Source organism: Flavobacterium sp. TS_SC_5 (genome assembly GCF_056156265.1).
In genome coordinates this window covers 1,439,428-1,456,234 of the sequence record NZ_CM149588.1, presented here as the reverse complement: position 1 = coordinate 1,456,234, position 16,807 = coordinate 1,439,428, and the positions used below count along the sequence as shown (strand labels likewise).

11 protein-coding genes are annotated in these 16,807 nt (G+C 34.9%); 10 read left to right on the top strand and 1 reads right to left on the bottom strand.

The features are described 5' to 3' along the window. Positions 1-4: 4 nt before the first annotated feature. On the bottom strand, positions 5-2,944 hold the full coding sequence (locus AC0J6S_RS06365) for a SusC/RagA family TonB-linked outer membrane protein (RefSeq protein WP_474955945.1): 2,940 nt from the start codon (positions 2,942-2,944) through the stop codon (positions 5-7). A 234-nt stretch (positions 2,945-3,178) separates the two neighbouring features. On the opposite strand from AC0J6S_RS06365, the gene AC0J6S_RS06360 reads away from it, so the two are divergent. From AC0J6S_RS06360 to AC0J6S_RS06315, 10 genes are all read left to right on the top strand, one after another. After that, positions 3,179-4,201, top strand: a complete 1,023-nt coding sequence (locus AC0J6S_RS06360; RefSeq protein ID WP_474955944.1) for a LacI family DNA-binding transcriptional regulator — start codon at positions 3,179-3,181, stop codon at positions 4,199-4,201. Positions 4,202-4,390: 189 nt separating this feature from the next. After that, on the top strand, positions 4,391-5,752 hold the full coding sequence (locus AC0J6S_RS06355; protein WP_474955943.1) for an MFS transporter: 1,362 nt from the start codon (positions 4,391-4,393) through the stop codon (positions 5,750-5,752). A gap of 2 nt (positions 5,753-5,754) precedes the next feature. Further along, positions 5,755-6,411, top strand: a complete 657-nt coding sequence (pgmB, locus tag AC0J6S_RS06350; RefSeq protein ID WP_474955942.1) for a beta-phosphoglucomutase — start codon at positions 5,755-5,757, stop codon at positions 6,409-6,411. A 99-nt stretch (positions 6,412-6,510) separates the two neighbouring features. After that, positions 6,511-8,814: a glycoside hydrolase family 65 protein gene (locus tag AC0J6S_RS06345; protein ID WP_474955941.1), complete on the top strand. Its 2,304-nt coding sequence runs from the start codon at positions 6,511-6,513 to the stop codon at positions 8,812-8,814. Between the two features lie 267 nt (positions 8,815-9,081). Then, positions 9,082-10,887, top strand: a complete 1,806-nt coding sequence (locus AC0J6S_RS06340; RefSeq protein WP_474955940.1) for a glycoside hydrolase family 13 protein — start codon at positions 9,082-9,084, stop codon at positions 10,885-10,887. Between the two features lie 118 nt (positions 10,888-11,005). Next, positions 11,006-12,703, top strand: a complete 1,698-nt coding sequence (locus AC0J6S_RS06335; RefSeq protein WP_474955939.1) for an alpha-amylase family glycosyl hydrolase — start codon at positions 11,006-11,008, stop codon at positions 12,701-12,703. Between the two features lie 132 nt (positions 12,704-12,835). Continuing rightward, the gene (locus tag AC0J6S_RS06330; RefSeq protein ID WP_474955938.1) at positions 12,836-13,543 is read left to right on the top strand and encodes a glycerophosphodiester phosphodiesterase; all 708 of its coding nucleotides are present in this window, start codon (positions 12,836-12,838) and stop codon (positions 13,541-13,543) included. Between the two features lie 557 nt (positions 13,544-14,100). Then, positions 14,101-14,508, top strand: a complete 408-nt coding sequence (locus AC0J6S_RS06325; protein WP_474955937.1) for a GxxExxY protein — start codon at positions 14,101-14,103, stop codon at positions 14,506-14,508. 218 nt (positions 14,509-14,726) lie between these two features. Continuing rightward, on the top strand, positions 14,727-15,947 hold the full coding sequence (locus tag AC0J6S_RS06320; protein WP_474955936.1) for a BaiN/RdsA family NAD(P)/FAD-dependent oxidoreductase: 1,221 nt from the start codon (positions 14,727-14,729) through the stop codon (positions 15,945-15,947). Between the two features lie 83 nt (positions 15,948-16,030). Continuing rightward, entirely contained in the window at positions 16,031-16,771 is a 741-nt protein-coding gene (locus tag AC0J6S_RS06315) for a hypothetical protein (RefSeq protein WP_474955935.1), read from the top strand. Positions 16,772-16,807: the final 36 nt, after the last annotated feature.

Genomic DNA, 16,807 nt, shown 5'->3' with positions numbered 1-16,807 from the left:
TGTATTAGAAATTAACGTTTAAACCTAACGTAAAAGTAATTGGTCGTGGGTATAAATTTCCATCTATACCTCCAGAAATTTCCGGATCTAATCCTTCATATTTAGTTAGTAACAATACGTTTTGCGCTGACAATGTCAATTTAACTAATGAATTTGAATTCTCTTTTTTATTAAAAGTATATCCAACACTTACGTTATCCAATCTAACAAAAGAAGCATCTTGAATGTAGTAGTCTGATTCGAAACGTTTGGTATCATTTGATCTGAAACCCGTTTCTAAAAGATTTTCAACACCATTAGATAAATCTGTGTTTCTGATCAAAATGTTATTGAAAGAACCTTTGCTTGAATCTACGTTGTTGTAATTGTAGTTACCCCAAGATCCTCTCCAGTTCATTCCCATATCAAAGTTTTTGTACGTTACGCTAGTATTAAATCCGTAAAAAACATCAGCTGCTGGTTTGTGAAAACGGTATTTATCCTGTTGTGTAATCAATCCATCTTGATTTCTGTCAATATAAACTCCATCTAAAGGTTTTCCATCTACACCATATGCTTGCTCATAAACATAAAATGAACTTGGCGCAAATCCTACTTGGTGGTTTTGAATCGTATTTCCTGTAGCTCCCTCATAACCTCCAATATTAATTCCCGGAGTATTAGGTTGTGTAGTAGTCAATTTTGTGATTTTAGAATCCTGGAATGTTACGTTACCGCCAATTCTCCATTCAAAATCATCTGTACGAACTGGAATTACTTCTCCAGCAATCTCAATACCCTTATTTTCAATTGTTCCTACGTTATAGTTGTCAAAATTTGAAAAACCGAAGAAAGATGGATTTTGTGTGTATAATAATAAATCTTCAGTAGTTCTTTTATACAAATCAACACTACCGTTAATTCTATTGTTTACAAATCCAAAATCTAAACCTGCATTTACAGTAGTCGTTTGTTCCCATTTCAAATTACTGTTATAAGGCTCTGGTCTATAAGTAGTATAAAAATCACTTCCAAACTGGTATTGAGCAGCTGTATTAGAAGCAAGATATAAAGGAATTGAAGGATAACTGATTCCAATATCCTGTTGTCCAGTAATACCCCAACCTCCACGAAGTTTTAAAGTAGAAATACTAGTAACGTCTTTCAAGAAGTTTTCCTCATTCAGTTTCCACGCTAAAGCAACCGCAGGGAAATTTGCCCAACGATTTGACTCTGTGAATCTTGAAGTACCATCACGTCTGTAAGACAAAGTCAATAAATACTTATCCGCAACACTGATATTTGTTCTTGCGAAAAAAGATTGCAAGTTGATGCGTGAAGGAAAATTAGGATCTACAGTAGTATTATTACTCTGGAAATTAAAATTCGAAGAATTAAAAGATTCTCTGAAATCTTGGTATGAATACCCTCCGGTTACATCAAATACAGTATTGATAGATTCAACTTTTTTGTTGTAATTTAAAAACAAATCCATCAATTTATTAAAACGAGATTGTGTTCTTTCATACGTGTTATTAAATCCAGAACCAGATAAACCATTTAAAAAATTAGCATCAGTGTTTCCAAAAGACCTACCAGTTAATTGATCGTAACCAAAGTTAGCAACCGCTTTCAATTCCGGTAAAAAATGCATTTTATATTCCGTTTGGATGTTTCCAATGCTTCTGTATGCAGTTCCAAAACTGTTTTGTTGTTCAATTTGAGACAATGGATTTCTACCTGCCAATTGGTTTATTTCAGTTGGAGAAGTATACCATTGGAAAAAAGTACCATCAGCATTTCTTACAGATTGTGTTGGATCAAAGCGAATTGCTGAACCAATAGCTCCACGGTCACTATAATTACTTTTAATAACAGAAGTGTTGTTGTTGAATTCAATTTTTAAATGATTGTCTAAGAAATTACCAGTAACCCCGGCAGATAAAGTAGTACGCTCCATATTATCTCTTTTCAAGATACCATTTAAATTCGCATATCCTACAGATGCTCTATATACTACATTGTCAGAACCACCGCTTAACGCAACATTATGATCTGTACCAATAGCTGTTCTGTAGATCTCCTCTTGCCAATCCGTATCAGCAGCACCCATTAACGCTATTTGTGCAGCATTTCCGTTAGCCGTTACAAAATCTCTGAATTGAGTACTAGACAAAGCATCAACTTTATTCGTAATTTCAGATACCTGAAAATTTCCGTTATAATTTACTTGCAAAGCGCCCGCTTTTCCTTTTTTGGTAGTAATGATAATTACCCCATTAGAAGCACGAGATCCGTAAATAGCAGTTGCCGAAGCATCTTTCAAAACCGAAATAGATTCGATATTATTTTGATTGATGGTAGTTAATGGATTTCTACTTCCTTCTACTCCTCCAGCAGCAACTGGCACACCATCAATTACATATAAAGGATCATTGTTGGCCGACAAAGAAGATCCGCTTCTGATTCTGATAGTTGCGCCTTCCCCCGGAGAACCACCTCCATTAATGATTTGCAAACCAGCTACTTTCCCTTGAATCATTTGATCCGCAGAGGTTACCGGTCCTTTATTAAAATCTTCCGCAGTCAAAACCGTTACGGCTCCTGTTGCATCTTTCTTCTTAACCGTACCGTAACCTACCTGAATTACGACTTCTTGCAATTGATTAGCATCTTCCTCTAAAGATACATTTAATGAATTTTGAGCAACAAAGTCCACAACAGTATTCTTGTATCCTATGTAAGAGAAAACTATTTTGTCGCCTCTTTTTACATTTGATAACTGATATTTACCATCAAAATCAGTAGAAACACCATTAGCGGCACCTTGTACATTTACGTTAACCCCTGGAATTGGCTGTCCTGATACTTTATCAAGAACCGTTCCGCCAACAGTATTCTGAGCCAGAACACTAAAAGGGATTAGCAGTACTAAAATTAACAACTTTTTATAAATTGTTTTCATACTTTTTGTTTAATTTAATTTAATTTTTTTTTGAGTTTTAACATTAACTTATACTTCGAATGTTAAATTTATGTAAATTTTGTCACGCCCGACAAAGGCAATTTTTTATTAAGTTACGAAAACGTAATAGTGTTGAAAACTTTCTGATTTATTGAAATTTTTACCACTTTAATTACCATTTGTAAAATTAAATTTTACCTTTAGTAAGAAATAATTTTTTACCACATCTTCAATATGAAAAGGAAAATAACGCTTAAACAAATTGCAAAAGAATTAGATGTATCCATTTCTACCGTTTCCAAGTCACTAAGGAACAGCCTCGAAATAGGCGAAGAAACCAGACTTAAAGTGCAGGCTTTCGCCAAATTCTATAATTATAAGCCTAATAACATTGCCCTCAGCTTAAAAAATAGAAAAACCAAAACAATTGGAATCATCATCCCTGAAATTGTACACCACTTCTTTTCAACAGTCATTAACGGAATCGAACAGGTTGCTAATGAATATGGATATAGTGTTATCATCTGCCTGTCAGACGACTCTTTTGACAAAGAAGTCCTTAATATGGAAATGCTTGCCAACGGAAGTATCGATGGTTTTATCATGTCGCTCTCCAAAGAAACCCAATTCAGAGGCGATTTTCATCATATTACAGAAGTCATCAATCAAGGAATGCCTGTTGTTATGTTTGATCGAGTTACAAATGAAATTCTTTGCGACAAAGTAATTATTGACGATAAATCCGCCGCTTATGAAGCCGTACAAAGCCTGATTGATAAGGGAAGAAAAAAAATTGCCCTCGTCACCACCGTTGATTATGTGAGCGTTGGCAAACTTCGTACCGACGGCTATATAAAAGCATTACTGGACAACGATATTCCTTTTAATGAGAATCTAATCATCAAGATAGAAGATGTAGATACCTGCGAAATCACTATTGGAAAACTATTAGAAGACAAAGCCATTGATGCCGTTTTTGCTGTAAATGAACTTTTTGCAGTAACCATCATCAAAACTGCGAATAAAATAGGGCTGAATGTACCTAATGACTTGGCCGTTATTGCTTTTACGGATGGTATTATTTCTAAATATTCTACACCTACCATTACAACTGTAAGTCAGAGTGGAATAAAAATGGGAAATAAAGCTGCAAAAATGCTTATTGACCGACTCGAATCCGAAGAAGATGAAGAGGATGAAAACTATAAAACCGAAGTAATTGAAACGCATTTGATTGAAAGAGAATCTACAAATTAGATTATTATTTGTTAAATTATTCATTACTACAACCTTGTAGTAGAAAAAGTTCTCCAAAATTTCTTTTGGTAAAACAAAAGTTTGAAATATATTTTTATATTTACCCCTCAAAACTTTAACTTTTACTTCGAAAATAAGATAAGTTTTGATAAGCATAGCGCTTATCGTATTAATATTTAAATTACGATAATGGAAAAGCGTAGATTAAGTTTCTGGGAAATTTGGAACATGAGTTTTGGATTTCTGGGAATTCAAATGGGTTTTGCGCTGCAAAATTCAAATGCGAGCAGAATCCTCCAAATTTTTGGCGCAGACGTTCATGAATTATCCTGGTTTTGGATCATAGCCCCGTTGATGGGACTTATTGTTCAACCAATCATAGGACATTACAGTGACAAAACATGGGGGAAATTCGGAAGACGAAAACCTTTCTTTTTAGTTGGTGCTTTATTAGCTTCAATTGGACTAATATTAATGCCTCAAGCCGAAATTTTCATCGCTTTTCTACCTGCCTTATGGGTTGGTGCCGGAATGCTGATGATTATGGATGCGTCCTTTAATATCGCCATGGAACCTTTCAGAGCTTTAGTGGGCGATAATTTAAGAACGGACCAAAGAACACTTGGGTTTAGTGTACAAACCGCATTAATTGGTTTTGGTGCTGTTATTGGTTCTTGGCTTCCTTATGTTTTAACGAATTGGTTTGGCGTTTCGAATAGAGATGAAAATGGCGGCGTTCCCCTGCACTTGATTCTATCTTTCGTCATTGGAGCTGCTATTCTGGTAGTTTCTATTTTAGTTTCCATTTTTTCTGCCAAAGAATATTCTCCAGAAGAGTTAGCACAATTTGAGGACGAAATGGCGCATAAGCAAACTACAGTAGCTGATACCAGTTCTAAAGAATCTAGTTTACTGGACATTTTTGATGATTTCAGAAAAATGCCTACCACGATGCGACAATTAAGCTGGGTACAATTTTTCTCTTGGTTTGGCCTTTTCGGAATGTGGGTTTTCACCACTCCTGCCATAGCCCACCATATTTATGGTTTACCTATTTCAGACAGCAAAAGTGAAGCGTATCAAAACGCTGGTGACTGGGTTGGAGTACTGTTTGGTATTTACAATTTAGTTTCTGCTTTCTATGCTTTTGCTTTGCCCTATATCGCAAAAAAATTCGGCAGAAAATTAACGCACTCCATCTCTTTAATTGTTGGTGGACTAGGATTAATATCTATCTATTTTGTTCCTAATGAAAATTGGTTGATTCTTTCTATGGTCGCTGTAGGTATTGCTTGGGCAAGTATTTTATCTATGCCGTATGCCATATTAGCCGGATCAATCTCTCCAATGAAAATGGGAGTTTACATGGGTATTTTTAACTTTTTTGTCGTTATTCCCCAAATTATCAATGCCTTAATTGGCGGACCATTAGTTAAATATGTATACAATGACAATGCCATATTTGCATTAGTGACTAGTGGCGTCAGCTTCTTGATTGCTGCAATTTTAGTGGTTAAAGTGAAAGATGTTGATGACGTAATAAAACAATAATAATGACTAAAAAAGCATTTATATTCGACCTGGACGGAGTGATTGTTGACACAGCTAAATACCATTATTTAGCGTGGCAAAAAATCGCAAATGAATTAAACATCGAATTTACACATGAACATAATGAATTATTAAAAGGAGTCAGCCGCGTGCGCTCTTTGGATATTATATTAGAATTAGGGAAAGTGGAAGCTTCGCAAGAAGACAAAGACCGCTGGTTAGTTCAAAAAAATGAAGACTATTTATCCTATTTAGTTGACATGGACGAGAGCGAGATTCTTCCAGGAGTTTTTCCTATTTTAAAATTTTTAAAAGAAAACAACCAACCTATCGCATTGGGTTCAGCCAGTAAAAATGCAAGACCTATTTTAGAAAAAACAGGATTGCTGTCTTATTTTGACGCTGTTGTAGACGGAAATGATGTGACGAATGCCAAACCGGATCCGGAAGTTTTCTTAATGGCTGCAAAATTACTGAACATAAAACCAGAGGACTCAATCGTTTTTGAAGATTCAGTGGCGGGAGTTCAAGCAGCAAATATTGGAAAAATGACCAGCATAGGAATAGGAGAAGCAAGTACTTTACATGAAGCGAAATTTATCTTTAAAGATTTTACAGCTATCGATACCCAATTCATAGAAGAATTAATTAGAAAATAAAAAGAAACAAGAAGAAAGAGGTTAGATAAGTTGTGATGAATCGCAAAACTTTTAATTTTTTAAACCTTAAACTTTTTAAACTTTAAACAAAAGTAAAAAATGAATCAAGATTATATAAAACCAGACAATTGGTCTATCATAGAAGAAGGATTTGATGCCGAGTGTGTAAAATCATCTGAAAGTCTGTTTAGCATTGGTAACGGTGCTATGGGACAACGCGCTAATTTTGAAGAAAATTACAGCGGCGAAACATTTCAGGGAAGTTACATTGCCGGAATCTATTATCCTGACAAAACCAAAGTGGGCTGGTGGAAAAACGGGTATCCAGAATATTTTGCCAAAGTCTTGAATGCGCCAAACTGGATTGGAATCGACATAGAAATCAATGATGAAAAACTGGATTTGAATACCTGTTCCGAAGTCAGAAACTTTCGTCGTGAACTCAATATGAAAGAAGGCTGGTACAATCGTTCTTTTGAAGCTACTTTGAAAAACGGAACTGAAATTTCCGTAAATGTGCGTCGTTTCCTTTCGTTGAACTTGGATGAAGTGGGTCTAATCAATTATGAAATCACGCCATTAAACAAAGATGCAAAAATAGTTTACAAGCCGTATATCGATGCTGGTGTAACGAATGAAGATGCGAACTGGGAAGAAAAATTCTGGGAACCGCTTGACGTGAAAAAGTCTGGAAATGAAGCTTTTGTAACGGCTCAAACGTTCAAAACACATTTCAAAGTGACCACTTTCATGCAAAACACCATTTTGACAAATGGTGAAAAAACAGGAATTTCTCCTTCCAATATTGACTCCACAACTGATAAAATTCAGTTTAGCTATGATGTAATTGCGGCTCAAGGCCAAAAATCATCTATCCAGAAAATTGGTGGATACACGGTTTCTTTAAACCATGAAAACACTATTACTGCTGCTGAAAAAGTGATTCAATCCGCATTAACATTAGGTTACAACCAAATGCTCCAGGACCAGATTGATGCTTGGGCAAAAATTTGGGAAATGTCAGATATTACCATTGATGGCGATGTAAAAGCGCAACAAGGCATTCGTTTCAATATTTTTCAGTTGAACCAAACCTATTTAGGTAAAGATTCTCGTTTGAATATTGGACCAAAAGGTTTCACCGGAGAAAAATACGGAGGTTCTACCTATTGGGACACCGAAGCCTATTGCATACCATTTTACATGGCGACCAAAGATCAGGAAGTGGCTCGAAATTTATTGACATACCGCTACAATCAATTGGATAAAGCCATTGAAAACGCTGCTAAATTAGGATTTACTAACGGCGCTGCTTTGTACCCAATGGTAACAATGAACGGTGAAGAATGCCATAACGAATGGGAAATTACTTTTGAAGAAATTCATAGAAACGGAGCCATAGCATTTGCCATTTATAACTTTTACAGATACACTGGAGATTACAGCTACATTCCTGAAAAAGGACTGGAAGTATTAATAGCAATTGCACGTTTCTGGCATCAAAGAGCGAATTTTTCGACTCATTTGAACCAATACGTGATTCTTGGCGTTACGGGTCCAAACGAATATGAGAACAACGTAAACAATAATTTCTATACCAATTATATTGCAAAATGGTGTTTAGAATATACGTACGAACAAATTCAGAAAGTGTCTCTGGAATATCCTGTTGACCACAAAAGAATTACGGAAAAAGTAAAAATCTCGGATTCCGAATTACAATCTTGGAAAAAAGTTTCGGATAATATGTACTTCCCTTTTTCGGAAGAACATAACGTGTATTTGCAACAAGACGGTTTCTTGGATAAAGAATTAGTTCGCGTAGCTGATTTGGATAAAAGCCAAAGACCAATCAATCAAAAATGGTCTTGGGACCGAATTTTGCGTTCGCCTTATATCAAACAAGCCGATGTTTTGCAGTGTTTCTATTTCTTCGAAGATCATTTTTCGAAAGAAGAACTGAAAAACAATTTTGAATTTTACGAATCCTTTACGGTTCATGAAAGTTCACTTTCGCCTTGCGTTCACTCGATTCAAGCGGCTTTATTAGATAAAATGGATATGGCGTACACATTCTATTTGAGAACTTCGCGTCTGGATCTTGATGATTACAACAAAGAAGTGGAAGAAGGTTGTCATATAACTTCAATGGCAGGAACTTGGATGAGTATCGTAGAAGGTTTTGGCGGAATGAGAATTAAAGAAGATACACTTCATTTCTCTCCAAAAATCCCAAAAGAATGGGAAGGATATTCGTTTAAAATTAATTTTAGAAACCAAATTTTGAAAGTAGCGATCGATCATAAAGAAACTACTTTTTCTATTGTTGGCGATAAAGAATTGGCAATCGTAGTAAACGGAAAATCCGTAATTGTGACACCGGAAAAGTTAGTTACCGTATAAGACAATTGCTGGAACTTGTAGTTAATTCTATCACTTGATTCGTGCCTTGACAGGCAAAAAAACAATCCCAATTTACATTGGGATTGTTTGTATAAGTCTAATTCACATTCGAATTATACCTTACATAATTCCCTGAAACAGCACTCTTTTTTTTATAATCCTCATTAAAATTTAATGTAATCAACGTATTTCACCATGAATAAAATTATTTCTTTACCTTTCCCGAATAGGAACTTTTTAAAAAAAATAACCTTATTCCTTTTTTTTATGTCTGTAACGTTACATGCTCAAATCGATAAAATGGAACCGCCGTTTTGGTATGCAGGAATGCAAAATCCGGAGTTGCAGATTCTGTTTTATGGAAAAGACATTTCTCAAAACCAAGTCACCGTTTCTAATGGGATAAAAATAACCAACGTTAAAAGAACGGAAAATCCCAACTACATTTTTGTAACCATTGATACCAAAAAAGTTGCGGCCTCTGATTTCGTTTTTACCTTTAAAAGCAAAAACAAAGAAACGTTCACACAAAAATATTCTTTAAATAAAAGAAGAGAAAATTCTGCGCAACGCAAAAGTTTTGATTCTTCAGATATGATGTATTTATTGATGCCGGATCGCTTTGCTAATGGAAACAGAAACAACGACAGTGAAAATTCGACACAAGAAAAATATAACAGAGAATTACCTGGCGGAAGACACGGTGGCGATATTGAGGGAATTATAAAAAACTTGGATTACATAGCAGAACTGGGCGCAACAACCATTTGGAGCACGCCGCTTTGTGAGGATAACGATGCTAAACATTCCTATCACACATACGGCCAATCTGATGTTTATAAAATTGACCCTCGTTTTGGAACTAATGCTGATTATGTTCGACTGGCTGCCGAAATGCACAAAAGAGACATGAAACTGGTTATGGATTACGTGACGAATCACTGGGGAATTGAACATTGGATGATAAAAGATTTACCTACAAAAGAATGGATCAATCATTTTGATACGTACACGCAAACCAATCATAAAAGAACGGTTATACACGACACTAACGCATCTGAAATTGATAAAAAAATTACGATAGATGGTTGGTTTGTTCCAACGATGCCCGATTTAAATTTGAAGAATCCTTTGACTTTAAAATATCTGATTCAAAATGCGATTTGGTGGATTGAATACGCCAATTTAGATGGTTTCAGAGTCGATACCTATAATTATTCCGACCCACTAGGAATCGCAAGGTGGACAAAATCGATCACCGATGAATACCCAAATTTTAATATTGTAGGGGAAGTTTGGATGCAAAGTCAGGCGCAAATGGCGTATTGGCAAAAAGAAAGTAAAATTGCTGAAATACAAAATTACAATTCATATTTACCAAGCGTCATGGATTTTACGTTTTATGAGGCAACAACCAAAGTTTTCAATGAAGACGAAGGTACTTGGGACAAAGGAATGGTGAAAATATATGACAATTTTACCAATGATTTTCTGTATCCAAATACCAACAATTTGTTGATTTTTGTCGAAAATCACGACACTAACCGTTTTAATCAGACTTACGGAAACGACATCAGAAAGTACAAAATGGCAATGACTTTGATGGCAACCGTTCGTGGAATTCCACAATTGTATTACGGAAGCGAAATAGGCATGGCCGGTAATAAAGAAAAAGGCGATGCGGATATTCGTCAAGATTTTCCAGGCGGTTGGGAAGGCGATCAGAACAATGCTTTTGTCAAAGAAGGAAGAACTGTGGGACAAAGTGCGTATTTTAATTTTACTTCAAAATTATTCAATTGGAGAAAAACAAAAGCGGCGATTCATTCTGGAAAAATGACACATTACATTCCTGAAAACAATGTCTACGTTTATTTTAGATACAATACAGATGAAACAATTATGGTTTTAATGAACAACAGCAACGAAACCAAAACTATAAAAACCGATCGTTTCACAGAAAATATCAAAAACTTTAAAACCGGAAAAGATGTAATTTCTGAACTTACATTTGACGTAACAAACGAAATAATAATGGAACCAAAATCGGTTTTGATTTTAGAATTAAAGTAATTAAAATTCTATCAGAAAAAGCATAAAACAAAAGCGCTTGACAGAAAATGTATCGCTATTATTTCAACTTATATGACTTATCTGTTTCAAAAAAAAACAATCATTTAACATTATAAAAATGAAAAAATATTCAATTCCACTTTTACTATTAACCATGACAATTCTAAGTAGTTGCTCCAGCACACAGACGGTTGCTGAGAGTAACAAAACACCTTTCGTTTGGGAAGGCGCTAATGTTTATTTTCTAATGACAGACCGTTTTAATAATGGTGACACTTCCAATGATATAAATTTCAAAAGAATCAAAACAACGGGAAAACTTCGTGGTTTTGAAGGTGGTGACATCAAAGGAATTTCTCAAAAAATTGACGAAGGTTATTTTGATAAATTAGGAATCAATGCCATTTGGTTTACTCCAGTAGTAGAACAAATTCACGATGCCGTTGACGAAGGAACCGGTTTGAGTTATGCCTTTCATGGCTATTGGACCAGAGACTGGACGTCTTTAGACCCTAACTTTGGAACCAAAGAAGATTTGGCTGCATTAGTTCAAAAAGCACATGCACGCGGAATCCGAATCATTCTTGATGGCGTTATCAATCATACTGGACCTGTAACTGCAGAAGACACGGTTTGGCCAAATGACTGGGTGCGAACAGGACCTACTTGCGATTACAAATCTTTTGAGAACACAACTGCCTGCACGCTGGTATCCAATCTTCCAGATATAAAAACAGAAAGCAATCAAGCGGTTGCTCTACCTCCTTTTTTAATCGAAAAATGGAAAAAAGAAGGGCGTTACGAAAAAGAAATCAAAGAATTGGACGCGTTTTTTGCCCGTACGGGATATCCAAGAGCACCAAAATATTACATCATCAAATGGCTGACGGATTATATTGCGGGTTACGGAATTGACGGTTATCGTGGCGACACCGTGAAACATACGGACGAAACGGTTTGGGAAGATTTCAAGACACAATGTGATTATGCTTTTACAACTTGGAAGAAAAATAATCCAACAAAAGTTTTAGACAATAATGCTTTTTACACGATTGGCGAAGTCTATAATTATGGTATTAGCGGCGGACAAGATTTTGATTTTGGAGATAAAAAAGTAAACTATTTTAAAAATGGTTTCAACAACATGATCAATTTCGAATTCAAATGGGATGCGCAAAAAGACTATGAATTTATATTCTCCAAATATTCAAATAAGCTGAACAATGACTTGAAAGGATATAGTGTTTTGAACTATTTATCTTCACATGATGATGGCGGACCTTTTGATGGTAATCGTTCCAAAACTATTGAAAGCGGAACAAAATTATTACTGAGTCCTGGACTTTCACAAGTATATTATGGTGATGAAAGTGCCCGTTCGTTAGTAATTGAAGGAACAAAAGGCGATGCTACGTTGCGTTCGTTCATGAATTGGGAAGCTATCAAATCAAATCCAGAAACTCAAAAAACACTGTTGCATTGGCAAAAATTAGGTCAATTCAGAAGAAATCATCCGTCAGTTGGAGCAGGAATTCACAAACAAATTTCGGCTCAACCGTATACTTTTTCCAGAACTTTCTCTAAAGGAGAATATTCGGATAATGTTGTGGTTGGATTGGATTTGTCAATTGGTACTAAAGAACTTTCAGTAGGTTCGATTTTCGCAAACGGCACCTTATTAAAAGATGCGTACTCCGGTAAAGAAGTACTTGTTGTGAATGGAAAAGTGACAATCGATTCAGAATTTGATATTGTTTTATTGGAATCCTCTCCCCAACCCTCTCCAAAGGAGAGGGAGACGAAACCAAAAAACTAGAGCACACTATTTATCCTGCACCATTTTAAAAATGGTGTAGGTATATTTATTAAGAGAAACGTAATAATCCAAACGCCTTTAGAAATGAAGGCGTTTTTTTTATGTTTACCTTTACCAAAAAAATAAAAGACAATGCTCAAAATTGGACATCGTGGCGCAAAAGGATATGAACCTGAAAATACCGTTGTTTCGTTCCAAAAAGCATTGAATATGCAAGTGGATGGCATTGAACTGGACGTTCATTTAAGTGCTGATGACGAAATAATCGTTATTCATGACGAAACGATTGACCGAACTACGAACGGAAAAGGTTTTGTAAATGCATTATCTTTGCACGAATTGAAGACTTTTCGAATAGACGGAAAATACGACCCGAGGCATTTAGCCGAACTGGCGCAGCAAATTCCAACGCTCAGTGAGGTTTTTGATTTGGTAAACCAAGATTGTTTTATCAATATTGAGATCAAAAGTTATGAAGCAACAGATAAAGTAATTTCGTTAATTGAAAGATACGTTACTAAAAAAGGCTGGAAATACGACCGATTTTTAGTTTCCAGTTTTGATTGGAATGCGTTGCAACAAGTGGCGTTTTTAAATGATAAAATTCCCATTGGCGTTTTAACGGAAACCGATTTAGACCTGGCTTTGGCTTTCGCCAAATTCATTCAGGCAAAATCCATTCACCCGAATTTTCATTTATTGACAAAAGAAAACACGGCAAAAATGCAGGAAAAAGGATTGCAGGTTTTTCCTTGGACAATCAATGACGTAGAAGACATTCAAAAAATAAAAACATTCAACGTAAACGGAATCATCACTGATTTCCCCGATAGAATATGAACCAAAATTTCGATATCATATTCTATTTTTAACAAAATATTTTTTTTTTAAACCATTAAGAAAATTAAGTCAATTAAGTAAAGAGGTAAATAGTTTATTTCACGACAAATACTTAAAAACTTTAACTTTCTTATTGGTAAAAAAAAATGAAGTTGAATTTTGATATCATTAGAGGAATTGTTCCAAACAAGATTTTATTTTTAAACAATTAAGCGATTTAAGTCAATAAAGTAACGAGGCCGATAGTTAATTTTACGACAAATACTTAAAAATCTTAACTTTCTTAATGGTTTAAAAAATGAAATAAAATTAGATATAAACATAATCGCTATTCCAAATAAGATTTTATTTTTAAACAATTAAGCGATTTAAGTCAATAAAGTAACGAGGCCGATAGTTAATTTTACGACAAATACTTAAAAATCTTAACTTTCTTAATGGTTTAAAAAATGAAGTTGAATTTTGATATCATCAGAGGCATTGTTCCAAATAATATTTTATTTGGAAACGATTACGCGATTTAAGTCAATTAAGTAACGAGTCAAATAATTCAGTTTATGACAAAAAAAGAGATAACGCAATTATCCTACGAAATTATTGGTTATGCCATAAAAGTTCATAGAAAACTAGGACCCGGTTTATTAGAAAAAATTTATGAAGAATGCTTGAAATATGAGTTAGAAAAAAATGGGTACAATGTGAAGCAACAATTTAATGTCGCATTAGATTACTATGATTTAGAACTTACCAATCCATTACGATTGGATTTATTAGTAAATGATTGTATTATTGTTGAGTTGAAAACGGTTGAAAAATTTCATCCTATTGATGAAGCTAAACTACTAACTTACATGAAACTATTAAGTGTCCCACAAGGATTGCTCATCAATTTTAATACTCTTAATATAACAAAATCATGCAAACCTTTAATTAACGAATATTTTTCTCGGCTTGCTGATGATTAAACTTAAAAATCTTAACTCTCTTAATGGTTAAAAAATGAATCAGAATTCTTAACCTTTACGTAAATTAAAAATCTTCATGAGCTCATAAATAAGCTTAAAAATCTTAACTCTCTTAACGGTTAAAAAATGAATCAGAATTCTTAACCATTACGTTAATTAAAAATCTTCATGAGCTCATAAATAAACTTAAAAATCTTAACTCTCTTAATGGTTAAAAAATGAATCAGAATTTCGATATAATAATAGTGGGCGGTGGCGCGGCAGGTTTTTTTACAGCGATTAATATTCTAGAGAAAAACCCAAAACTGAAAGTCGCAATTTTAGAACGCGGTGCAGAAGTATTGCAAAAAGTTCGGATTTCCGGCGGTGGAAGATGCAACGTGACGCACGCTTGTTTTGAACCGAACGAATTGGTAAAATTTTATCCGCGTGGCGAAAAAGAATTACGCGGTCCTTTTCATCAGTTTTGCTCCGGTGACACTATTGAATGGTTCGAGAAACATGGCGTAGAACTCAAAATTGAAGCAGACGGACGCATGTTCCCCGTTTCGAATTCTTCTCAAACGATTATTGACTGTTTCTTGAAAGCAACACAAAAGCTGGGAATTGCAATACTTACGGGACAAAGCGTGCAATCTATTTTCAATCCCGAAGTTTCGGGAGAGAACGTTTGGAAGATAGAAACCCAATCTGAAAATTATCTTACCGAAAAGCTGATTCTGGCTACTGGAAGCAATCCTAAAATTTGGGAAATGCTTCAAAATTTTGGTCACGTTGTTATCAGCCCTGTTCCTTCCCTATTCACTTTCAACATAAAAGATTCCAGAATAAAAGATTTACCCGGAGTTGCAGCACAAGTTACCGTAAAAGTAAAAGATACCAAACTCACATCAACAGGACCGTTGTTAATTACCCATTGGGGAATGAGCGGCCCGGCGATTTTGAAACTCTCCGCTTGGGGCGCCCGAATCTTGCATGACAAAAATTATCAGTTCACCATTTTTGTGAATTGGTTGAATGATGTAGACACAGAAGATGTCGAGAAAAAACTAAAAGAATTAAAACAGGAACACGCAAAAAAATCTGTTTCTAAGAAATCCCCATTCGAATTAACCAATAGATTATGGGAAAGTTTGGTGCTCGCTTCCGGAATTGAAGTGGAAACAAAATGGGCCGATTTGTCTAAAATACAATTGCAAAATCTAGCGAATCAATTGACGAATGCTACTTTTCAAGTGAATGGAAAAAGCACGTTTAAAGAAGAATTTGTAACTGCAGGTGGAATCGATTTAAAAGAAATTAACTTCAAAACCATGGAAAGTAAACTTCATGAAAACCTTTATTTTGCTGGAGAAATCGTAAATATTGACGCCATTACAGGCGGATTTAACTTTCAGAATGCTTGGACAAGCGGGTTTATTGTGGCAAATTCAATTTAAATTTAATTAACAAGAGTTTAAAACTTCAGTAAGTTTTATTTAAGAAGATTCTGATAACTTTACCATCGTATTATCAGATCTTTATGAAAACAAAATTACTCGTTTCTATTTGTATATTTATACTTTATCAAAGTGGTTTTGCACAAGCAAGCGAACGCATTCAAGGACAAGTGCACTTTGATAAAACCGCCGCAACCAAAGTTGAGGTAATCAATGCTACCACCAAAACCGTTACTTTGACCGATTCTGATGGAAATTTTACAATTAATATCGAAATCAATGATGTTTTGGTATTTGTCGCTAAAAATCATGAAATAAAAGAAATAAAAATTTCAGTCGCAGTCTTAAACCAAGGTGCTCTTAAAGTCACATTATCTTCTAAAATTGAAGAACTAAAAGAAGTAGTTGTGCAAAACATGCCGTCCATAAAGCTTAGTAAAGATGTGAATTGGGAACAAGCAAAATTGGATCAATACGCATTGGAGAAAAATGCAAAAAAATTGAAAAATCCAGGTGTTTACGATGGCACCATTGAAAACGGCATGGATTTAAAGAGAATTGGCGGAATGATTTTTAAATTATTTAAAAAAGAGAAAGAGATCGCTACTAGTAAAGGCCCACTTTTAGCTTTTACTGACGCTGCTAAAACGAGATGTAAAGCTGATTTTTTTACCGAAACCTTACAGCTAAAGCCAGGACAAATTGATAATTTTTTGGCTTTTTGTGCCAAAGACCCAAAAGCCGATAGTATAGCGAGCGAAAGAAATGACCTGACGTTAATGGAATTTATGAGTACAAAAATTTTACACTACAAACCCGATTAACCGTTACACCCAATTAATATGAAAAACTTTTGCCTG

Bases quoted from the DNA above. Each gene is read 5' to 3' on its own strand.
- AC0J6S_RS06335 (WP_474955939.1), top strand. From the start codon at position 11,006: ATGAAAAAATATTCAATTCCACTTTTACTATTAACCATGACAATTCTA.
- AC0J6S_RS06315 (WP_474955935.1), top strand. From the start codon at position 16,031: ATGAAAACAAAATTACTCGTTTCTATTTGTATATTTATACTTTATCAA.
- AC0J6S_RS06360 (WP_474955944.1), top strand. From the start codon at position 3,179: ATGAAAAGGAAAATAACGCTTAAACAAATTGCAAAAGAATTAGATGTA.
- AC0J6S_RS06320 (WP_474955936.1), top strand. From the start codon at position 14,727: ATGAATCAGAATTTCGATATAATAATAGTGGGCGGTGGCGCGGCAGGT.
- AC0J6S_RS06330 (WP_474955938.1), top strand. From the start codon at position 12,836: ATGCTCAAAATTGGACATCGTGGCGCAAAAGGATATGAACCTGAAAAT.
- pgmB (WP_474955942.1), top strand. From the start codon at position 5,755: ATGACTAAAAAAGCATTTATATTCGACCTGGACGGAGTGATTGTTGAC.
- AC0J6S_RS06365 (WP_474955945.1), bottom strand. From the start codon at position 2,944: ATGAAAACAATTTATAAAAAGTTGTTAATTTTAGTACTGCTAATCCCT.
- AC0J6S_RS06355 (WP_474955943.1), top strand. From the start codon at position 4,391: ATGGAAAAGCGTAGATTAAGTTTCTGGGAAATTTGGAACATGAGTTTT.
- AC0J6S_RS06340 (WP_474955940.1), top strand. From the start codon at position 9,082: ATGTCTGTAACGTTACATGCTCAAATCGATAAAATGGAACCGCCGTTT.
- AC0J6S_RS06345 (WP_474955941.1), top strand. From the start codon at position 6,511: ATGAATCAAGATTATATAAAACCAGACAATTGGTCTATCATAGAAGAA.
- AC0J6S_RS06325 (WP_474955937.1), top strand. From the start codon at position 14,101: ATGACAAAAAAAGAGATAACGCAATTATCCTACGAAATTATTGGTTAT.